We start from the raw sequence: 7809 nt of genomic DNA, 5'->3' as shown, positions 1-7809 counted from the left end.
CCTTTCAAATCGTACCAGAAATAGCTGGTATTGGCATCGGGGGTATTTTGCTGTATTACCTGCCCCAGCGAGTTATAAGCGTAATCCGTGCTTAAACGATGCCTGGGGTATACTGAGGTTGTCTGCACTTCTGTGGTGCCACCATCCGGCAAGGTGGTAGGCGAGCCGGGTGTATTGAACTTGACAGATTTCTACCGGTATATAAGAATCAGCCCGGAAGAAGCAGGTAGAAAGATCAAAGAAATATGGGCAAACAGCTAAAATAACGGGATTGTTGCTATGAGTGAAGCCAATCACTCAAAAGCATCTTAGATGGGCTAAAATCGAGGCTTAAAGCTTCAGTAATATAAAATGGCACTAGAGGAATCAAGCGCCATTGTTATTAAATGCGTATCACCCAACTAAAAATTATCCCTTCTTTAACCTAATGCCGGAAATTGATGTGATAAGATCATTTTTGACATCTTCGCCAATCTCACGGATCTTATCTTTTTCGGCATTGCTCAATGCAGGAACTAACTTACCCTCCACTTTTTTATCCTTGCCACGCATCTTTCTGTAGAAAGTAGGCGTACTATAGTTACATTCTTCACAAACACGATTCCTGAAGTGGACAGCAACCGTAGAAAATTCAGTGTGAAGCCTGTTTAACACATTCGGTTCATTTTTATCAATGCTCATAAACCATGTTTTGATTGTTACTGGTTACACTGGCTATTTTAATACGCTCTTCTATATTCAAAGAGTGAAGCGTCAGGAAAAACATTTTAAAATAGCTGGCTGCAAATTCAATTATAGCTACGTCCAATATGTAATTTTCCAAATTCAAAAGGATCTCTGTGTATTCGTCAATCGTTTCATGTAACTCTTTCAAATCAACTGCTACTGAAAATTCGTCCAACCGATCTAAAGGTTCTACCAGCTCACCTATCAGATCTTTATTCAAGTCTGTTACATTATCTCTTACCAAAGCATCCCGGACAGTAAAAACAGCCCTCCCACTTTCAATAAAGAAATTAGTGAACACCATAAAATGGTCCCGCTGATCTGCTGTCCATTTATCAGCTTCTTTACTGGCTATTACCAGGCTTAATTGATTCCAACAAAGTTCAACAAAGCCATTTTCTGAGCCGTATGGCGTAATGTTGTTTAAGATGGTTAATAGATTTTCCATAACATTTAATTTTTAGGATAATTAAAAGAGCTACAAGTCTGATTATGCCATACGATTCCCCCACCGGTCAATTGGACCGATTATCTAAACCTTATCATAAAAATCTGAGATACTATCTAAAACCTGCGGGGAGTTATTAAACAAAAAAGGCGCAGGTACCAACTTTCTCCGCTATAGAGGCCGTAGGAAGCCTGAACACGAATAAGTTGGCCCACGCCTTTATAGCATGAGCCATCCACTTATCGCCCCGTGTTCTGAAATTTCCTACGTTTCTATAGCAAGGCAAAAGCAAATTGCTTCAAATTATTTTATTGAAGAATCGCAAAAATATCGATTTTACTTTATAAGCGAAACCAGTTCTATCAATATTTATTCATCAAGTATTATTTAAAAATCGGTATTTCAGTTTTTAATTGTCAATGCGAATTTAAATAAAATAATGACATATTCGTCATTATTAAGAAAATTATTTCTTCCCACCTTGTACAATATGGCGAAGCAAATAAGAAATAATAAACTTTTGAAGGGAATAGCAGCAGTTCTTAAAGAATTACGTGAAGCCAAAGACGTAAGCCAGGAAGAGGTTTATAACGATACCAATATACATGTGGGCCGCATTGAAACGGCCAAAGCTAATCCTACAGTAAGTACTTTGTCTGCACTTTGCAAGTATTTCGATATCTCGCTTTCTGAATTCTACAAAAGAGTAGAAGGGCTTTAAACATCATTACTTTTAGAGCCGTATACATATCTTGTATTTGTTATTTACAAATGAATTAGTTTTCTTTAGATAATAGATCATTGCTAACCCGCTTTTCCTACAGGTAATGTATAAACTGAATTAGAATTATTGATGTTGTCATGAATCTGATTTAAATAGCTGTCAAATTCTTTGATGATATCTATCGTAGCAAAATATTCAAATGAATTCAGAACAATCAAGGCTTTATTCCAATCTGCTGCATCAAAATTTTCGAGCCAACTTGCAATTTTTAAAGGTGTCACATGATTGTGAAACCTGTCGCAAATTGCATTAATTACATTTTCATAATTAGAAATCATAAGTTAGTTAATAATTTTCAGTGCCAATGGATTTTTTAACTTGGACATTACTTAACTATTATACCAATTATTTAAACGCTATGCTGCAGCTCTATTTCCGGCATTTCATCATATGTTCTTCCATTCAAAATTCTTCCCGCGGCCTTCTTATTTTTTCCTCCCCATTGCTTAAAGAAAAATGCCACACTTTTGTTTTCACATTGTTCTTGAATATCAAGTACCCAGTCGGGTTTCATTGGTCTGGGTTTGTGCCCACTTTCTCCACCGACAATTACCCAATCTATACTTTCCAGATTCAGATTATTCAACGGACCAATAAGTGGCTCTAACGATAAAAACTTAACCCTTGCTTTTGTCTGTCTTAGAAAATCAATCCTGTTCCTTACCTTATCGTTTTCCACCGATACGCCCATCCATATGTTGTGTGTCCATTTTAGTTCACCATGTAGTTCAAATAGTCTTTCCGCACGTTTCGTTAAAACCTGGAACACGTGTTGAGGATTATTGTTCATTACGTTGAAAACCTTCTTAATAAAATCTAAGGATATATCCTTATGAAACAAGTCACTCATCGAGTTGACAAATACAACTTTAGAATGCTTCCAAGTATAAGGAATGCTTAACGCCTCCTCATGGGTTCTCACTTCAAAATTGTCTTTATACTTTTCTACACCCATTGACTGAAGCCGTTTGGACATTATCTCGGCATAGCAATATTTACATCCAGCTGAAATTTTATCACAGCCGGTTGTTGGATTCCATGTCATTTCAGTCCATTCTATGCTTGATTGTGCCATGTGTTTTAATTTAATGCAAAATACACCTTCTTATTATCAATGTCTGACGGTTTGTGGTACTTTATGTAGAACGAATTTTTCCTTGCAGCTGTTCCATTGCCAAGGAAGACCTGTAGTTGTCCATTTTTCTGAAGGTTGGATAATACTTCAGTTGCATGTTTTGTTAAATAACCCTGACGTAAAACAAACTCATAGACATCCGAATTATACTTGCGTCCAGTTTTTAAAAAAGATTTCAAGGTGGCTTCTAACTCATTAGTTTTTTGTTCAGAAAACAAACTTGGGATAATACCACTATACTGCCATCCTCTTCCTTGCTCAGTATCAATTTCCCATTTTGATTCGAGCATTTTTTCAAATCCCTTTATATGAGAAGTGAAAAAGAATAAACAGAAAACGGTGTTTTCTTCTTTTTTTAAGGAAAAATGATCTACAAAAAAAGCATTCCCTAAAAAATTTTGAAAACCTGTATTCAATAAAGAAATAAACTCCCAAACGTTTTTTGTTTTTTTCGCTTCATCCATTATACCTAGTTCTGTCATGAAGTTTTTCAAAACGGCAGGTGTTCCTTCATCGGCAAACCTGTACATAAATTGAATTGGGAGCCATATTAGGACCTCACTTTTTTTGTGTTTACCAAGTAGTCCTTGAATATCCCCTGCAACTAATTCTTTGTAACCGTAAGGGTCAATAAATACAAAGGATTTTTCATTCTTAAATTTTTCAAAACGATCTTTTAAATCAACAACTGCTACTTTGTAATCATTATTAGATAGATTAAGTTCACCAATAACTGGGTAGTGAAGTGAGCCATCTTTAATAGATTGATTTAAAATTTCAGTCTTGGATTTATCGAGATCGTTAAAATAGCAATTTATTTTCGGTCGCTTGCGAGAACTTTTGTCAATTATTGTATAATATGTTTGCTTAACATGCTTCAATATTACAAGCGGACTCCCATGGCCACCGTTATCATATAATCCTGGACCACAAAACAAGTCGTGCATATTGATTACTTCAGTATAGCCATCGTTACTAATAATGTTCAAGTACCTTTTTACATACTCACCTAGTAACCTAACCTTTGCCTCAGAATGATCAAGCAAATTTGTTTTAACATCAAGTTTATTCATACGTGAAGATTGCTTTCTGATTTGGAAGCGTAAATCAAAGGCTGTTTAATTAATATAATTTTACATATTATATTAAATATAATGTAGAATACCTGCAAGCATCCATTAAGTAATGCTATGATATATAAAGCCTTAATATGAAAAGTGGATTTTCGCCTTTTTATGACTATAACATTTACTCTTTATGAAAAGAATTTATTAAGATAGCTGAAAATGTATTCAGGTTAAACGGGAAAATTCCCGGTATTTCAAATAAAGAAATTTCTTATATTGGAAGATTCCATATTTTTCATCCATGCAAAATTCAAGTTAGATTTATTTGGGAATACAATAATTTGATATTTGTTAATCCTACAAAAGCAATGGCATAAAAGCTTAGGAATACTGAAGATCTGTGAATTTGAAACCGCCTTTTTATTATTTTCATAGTATGTTCCACTAAAACACTATATCTCGATGTATGATGACGCTGCCAGAAATGCCTCAAAACATTTCTTTAAATTACCTTCCTATAACCTGGATACCCTAATAAAACCTCATGCAGCTACTGCCTTATACCTATATTCATCAACTGGAGAGAAGCTGCCGATTGGTACCAGGCCTCCATATAAAGTATTTCACTCCAATAACTCGATATGGGAGGCGCTGCATTTTAATCAGCTTCAACGAACAGATGTAAGTATAACATTGGACAGCTTTTTTCTATTTGAATGGTTCCCTCGCTCCCCTGGCCTCTATTACACGCCAAAGGCTAGAGAGGCCAGGAGAGAGGCTCAAGGACGAATTATCAGCAGTACGGATGGTATTGTCGTATATGACCACCATGGTAAAATGTCCATGCTCGATGGAGGGGTAGGTAATATACGATTGAAGCCTATTATTATCGACGGGAGCGAATATTATCTAATGTCTGCTTCTAATAATGGGAACTGTGAAGAAGGTTTTCCAGTTGCCATTCCCGTAGGTTATTATAATCAATTTATTGATGAAATTGTCAGCAGAGGAGCTGTGGTGAAAAATATAACTGGTAAACTAAGGCATATTCCCGATTCTCATGAAAAAATATACGATGGTTATACAGATGTTTCAAAGGTTTTTCTGCAGGTAGAAGATGTAAAAGAGGCAAGACACCCCAAAAGCCGAGATATGGAAGATTTAAGGGTGAGCGTAGCGGTGAGCTTCATAAGTAATTATCAAGGAGATAAGGCGATTTATGCTTCTTATGTTACCTTCGATCCTTCGGAAACTGGCTCTTTTGAAAGAAGCATTCGCTGGATGGAAGACGATTATGTGGGTAAATTGTATGATGGCAAAATCATAACCGATTTTGATCAGGTGCGCTCGCATTTTAGAAGCGCTCCATTCAGCCTTTCGAAGGTCATGGAGCTAAGTCTAAACGAAAAGCAACTGAATCGTTTGGGCCTACCATATGACTTTTCTCGCATTATCCAAACGCAAAAATCCTTTCAGATTTTAATAGAAAATTTAAACTTTACCCATATGGAGAATAATAAGTATAAAACTGTTAATAGTCAGGTTGGCGCGATGGGAGATAATGCACATGCAGAAAACTTTGTCCAACAGTCTAGTATTACAGATAATATTGATCTCAATGCGCTCGCAGCTGAATTAACAAAGCTGCGTCAACATGCTAAGCAGGAGTCTACCGATGCTCCAGAGCATGATGAGCAAATCGGCGCTTTAGCGACAGCAGAATCGGCAGCAAAAAAAGGAGACAAGTCCAAAGTTATGAGTGCCCTTTCCACCTCTGGAAAATGGCTATTGGAAATTGCTGAAAAGATAGGCGTTGGACTTGCCGTTTCAGTTATAAAAGAGGCAACTGGAATTAAACCTTAAGGCCGACAGTCTCATCAGATATACGAGCACCACAGTTCATCCTGATTAAACAAAAGCCTTTAATCGCAACGCACTCTACTCATAAATTAGAGCTGCAAATGGAACAGAGGCCCGATCTTTGGCGCTCCCTGTTGAAGATAAAGCTGCACTGTTACAGGTGATAGGCGCATTTATTAGAGACGTTAAAACTAAACAGGCATATACGCATTGATAAAATCACTATAAGCTATAAGCAGAAAACCCAGCCGATGGCTGGGTTTTCTGCTTATAGCTTATAGTCTTGAAAGAAATTCTCATTTATAATAAAAACTAAAATGTTGGGGTCTTTATGTTCCAACACTCCTTTTTTAACAAGCTGAATAAATATTTTATCCAAGTCATCTATTAATACTTTAGACGTTCCTTTTGAATAACTTTCAATAAATCTATTAAATTTCCAATCTGATATTTTAATCTTATTCTCACTCAAAATATCAAGATCATAATCAATTACAACCTCATCAACCATTAAGGTACAACCACTACCATGATAACGGTAGTTAAACGATTCCCCCTCAATATTAAACATCCCACTTCTTGGGAACACTTTACCCGCCTCATTATAAGAAGGATAACCTTCCATGTTATACTCATTCACCAAAAATTGATGAAATGTTTTTACATACTGTAAAAAATGATAAATATATCTTTCAACTTCCTCCATTTTATTCGCTTATTTTTAAATTGAAATCTCCCGCTTTAATATTATCCATTTTATCCTTGTATAATTTTGTTGCTTCATCTGTGCTTAACTGCTGTACATGTGCTCCTGCGGGTGTGCCTTGACCCAATTCTGATAAAGCCTTAAATCTATTATGCCCATCTAAAATATAAGTTTTACCTCCATAAACAGTAGTAACAAGGTCCGTTTTCCAAACTCTACCTGTTTTATTAGGATCTCCACTTTTCAAAGCTTCCTTAATCCCTTCAACTTGAAACTGGGCATTTTCTTCTGTTGATATTAAGTCGTTTACCTGCCCTGCTGTATAGCCTCCTCCAACGTTTGATCCGGGGAGCTTTATCTTATTCAGGGACATCATACTCTGCTGAAACAGATCATTCTGCGTAGCCATACCTGAAGCAATCCGATCCTGTAAAGCCTGCTTCTCAGCATCACTTAAATCCGCATCAGGATTATTAGTGAGATGCTCGTATGTAGTCTTAAGAATTTCTTCTGAGGTTGGCGCATGCCTATCAGGTTTTGAAGAACCTTCTCCTGCAGATAAGGGACTAAATAAAGCCCTAACAAAGAGGCTCGCAGGACTACTGCCGATATACTTAGCTCCTCTCAAAACCTGCCTTATTACTCGTCCTCCTTCCTCAACTCTATGCGGATCAGGTATTCTTTTAGGAGGTTCAGTCTTCAGAACTGGGACACGTTTAGTCGGCGGGTCAACTGTATTAAAGTCACCTGCCGCCATACCTTCTACATCTATATTTAATATGGGGTTATCCTCTGCATATAAATATGGAGCAAGGTCAGAATAATTTGCTATTAACGGATCTACACTCAAGAATCTCCCTACCCTCGGATCATAAATCCTCATCCCATAATCCTGCTGATTCCCATCTCCCTTCACCTCATTATCATTCTCCTTCCCATTAAATCCATAACGATAAACACCCGCCAAATTCCATCTCCTCCCCACCATCTGCATCCCAAACGGCGCATAATCCGATGCCGAATACAGCGTTGCATTTTGTGCTCCCTGTTGATCGGAGATAGTGGCCATTATATTCCCAAGGT

Annotated in this window: 9 protein-coding genes; 2 read left to right on the top strand and 7 right to left on the bottom strand. The window is 36.9% G+C overall.

Annotation, left to right across the window (positions count from 1 at the left end; translation table 11 throughout):
• Positions 1–408: 408 nt before the first annotated feature.
• Both CLV51_RS28620 and CLV51_RS28615 read right to left on the bottom strand, forming a co-directional pair.
• Positions 409–681, bottom strand: a complete 273-nt coding sequence (locus CLV51_RS28620; protein WP_106531545.1) for a hypothetical protein — start codon at positions 679–681, stop codon at positions 409–411.
• On the bottom strand, positions 671–1174 hold the full coding sequence (locus CLV51_RS28615; protein ID WP_106531544.1) for a hypothetical protein: 504 nt from the start codon (positions 1172–1174) through the stop codon (positions 671–673). The genes CLV51_RS28620 and CLV51_RS28615 overlap by 11 nt, the downstream gene beginning before the upstream one ends.
• 490 nt (positions 1175–1664) lie before the next feature.
• Between CLV51_RS28615 and CLV51_RS28610 the strand changes: the two genes are divergently transcribed.
• On the top strand, positions 1665–1895 hold the full coding sequence (locus CLV51_RS28610; protein WP_106531546.1) for a helix-turn-helix domain-containing protein: 231 nt from the start codon (positions 1665–1667) through the stop codon (positions 1893–1895).
• Between the two features lie 83 nt (positions 1896–1978).
• On the opposite strand, the gene CLV51_RS28605 is transcribed toward CLV51_RS28610, so the two are convergent.
• The 3 genes from CLV51_RS28605 to tcmP all read right to left on the bottom strand — a co-directional run bounded on the left by CLV51_RS28605 (position 1979) and on the right by tcmP (position 4166).
• Positions 1979–2236 carry a hypothetical protein gene (locus tag CLV51_RS28605; RefSeq protein ID WP_106531543.1) on the bottom strand — a complete coding sequence of 86 codons (258 nt, stop codon included), beginning with the start codon at positions 2234–2236 and terminating at the stop codon, positions 1979–1981.
• Positions 2237–2307: 71 nt separating this feature from the next.
• A complete protein-coding gene (locus CLV51_RS28600; protein WP_106531542.1) occupies positions 2308–3033 on the bottom strand; it encodes a DUF5131 family protein in 726 nt (241 codons plus the stop codon).
• A 5-nt stretch (positions 3034–3038) separates the two neighbouring features.
• Entirely contained in the window at positions 3039–4166 is a 1128-nt protein-coding gene (gene tcmP, locus CLV51_RS28595; protein ID WP_106531541.1) for a three-Cys-motif partner protein TcmP, read from the bottom strand.
• 456 nt (positions 4167–4622) lie between these two features.
• Between tcmP and CLV51_RS28590 the strand changes: the two genes are divergently transcribed.
• Positions 4623–6023: a hypothetical protein gene (locus CLV51_RS28590; protein WP_106531540.1), complete on the top strand. Its 1401-nt coding sequence runs from the start codon at positions 4623–4625 to the stop codon at positions 6021–6023.
• 265 nt (positions 6024–6288) lie between these two features.
• On the opposite strand, the gene CLV51_RS28585 is transcribed toward CLV51_RS28590, so the two are convergent.
• Together CLV51_RS28585 and CLV51_RS28580 are read right to left on the bottom strand one after the other, a co-directional pair.
• A complete protein-coding gene (locus tag CLV51_RS28585) occupies positions 6289–6726 on the bottom strand; it encodes a DUF6896 domain-containing protein (protein ID WP_106531539.1) in 438 nt (145 codons plus the stop codon).
• 1 nt (position 6727) lies between these two features.
• Positions 6728–7809 (bottom strand): RHS repeat domain-containing protein (locus CLV51_RS28580; protein WP_281261543.1); only part of this gene is annotated, 1082 nt, incomplete at its 5' end.

Origin of the sequence: Chitinophaga niastensis (assembly GCF_003014755.1) — a bacterium.
Lineage (GTDB): Bacteria > Bacteroidota > Bacteroidia > Chitinophagales > Chitinophagaceae > Chitinophaga > Chitinophaga niastensis.
The sequence above is the reverse complement of the archived record's forward strand: the minus strand, read 5'-3'. Positions and strand labels throughout refer to the sequence as shown.

Excerpts from the sequence above, each read along its gene's own strand:
- CLV51_RS28620 (WP_106531545.1), bottom strand. The coding sequence starts at position 681 with ATGAGCATTGATAAAAATGAACCGAATGTGTTAAACAGGCTTCACACT.
- CLV51_RS28615 (WP_106531544.1), bottom strand. The coding sequence starts at position 1,174 with ATGGAAAATCTATTAACCATCTTAAACAACATTACGCCATACGGCTCA.
- CLV51_RS28610 (WP_106531546.1), top strand. The coding sequence starts at position 1,665 with ATGGCGAAGCAAATAAGAAATAATAAACTTTTGAAGGGAATAGCAGCA.
- CLV51_RS28605 (WP_106531543.1), bottom strand. The coding sequence starts at position 2,236 with ATGATTTCTAATTATGAAAATGTAATTAATGCAATTTGCGACAGGTTT.
- CLV51_RS28600 (WP_106531542.1), bottom strand. The coding sequence starts at position 3,033 with ATGGCACAATCAAGCATAGAATGGACTGAAATGACATGGAATCCAACA.
- tcmP (WP_106531541.1), bottom strand. The coding sequence starts at position 4,166 with ATGAATAAACTTGATGTTAAAACAAATTTGCTTGATCATTCTGAGGCA.
- CLV51_RS28590 (WP_106531540.1), top strand. The coding sequence starts at position 4,623 with ATGTATGATGACGCTGCCAGAAATGCCTCAAAACATTTCTTTAAATTA.
- CLV51_RS28585 (WP_106531539.1), bottom strand. The coding sequence starts at position 6,726 with ATGGAGGAAGTTGAAAGATATATTTATCATTTTTTACAGTATGTAAAA.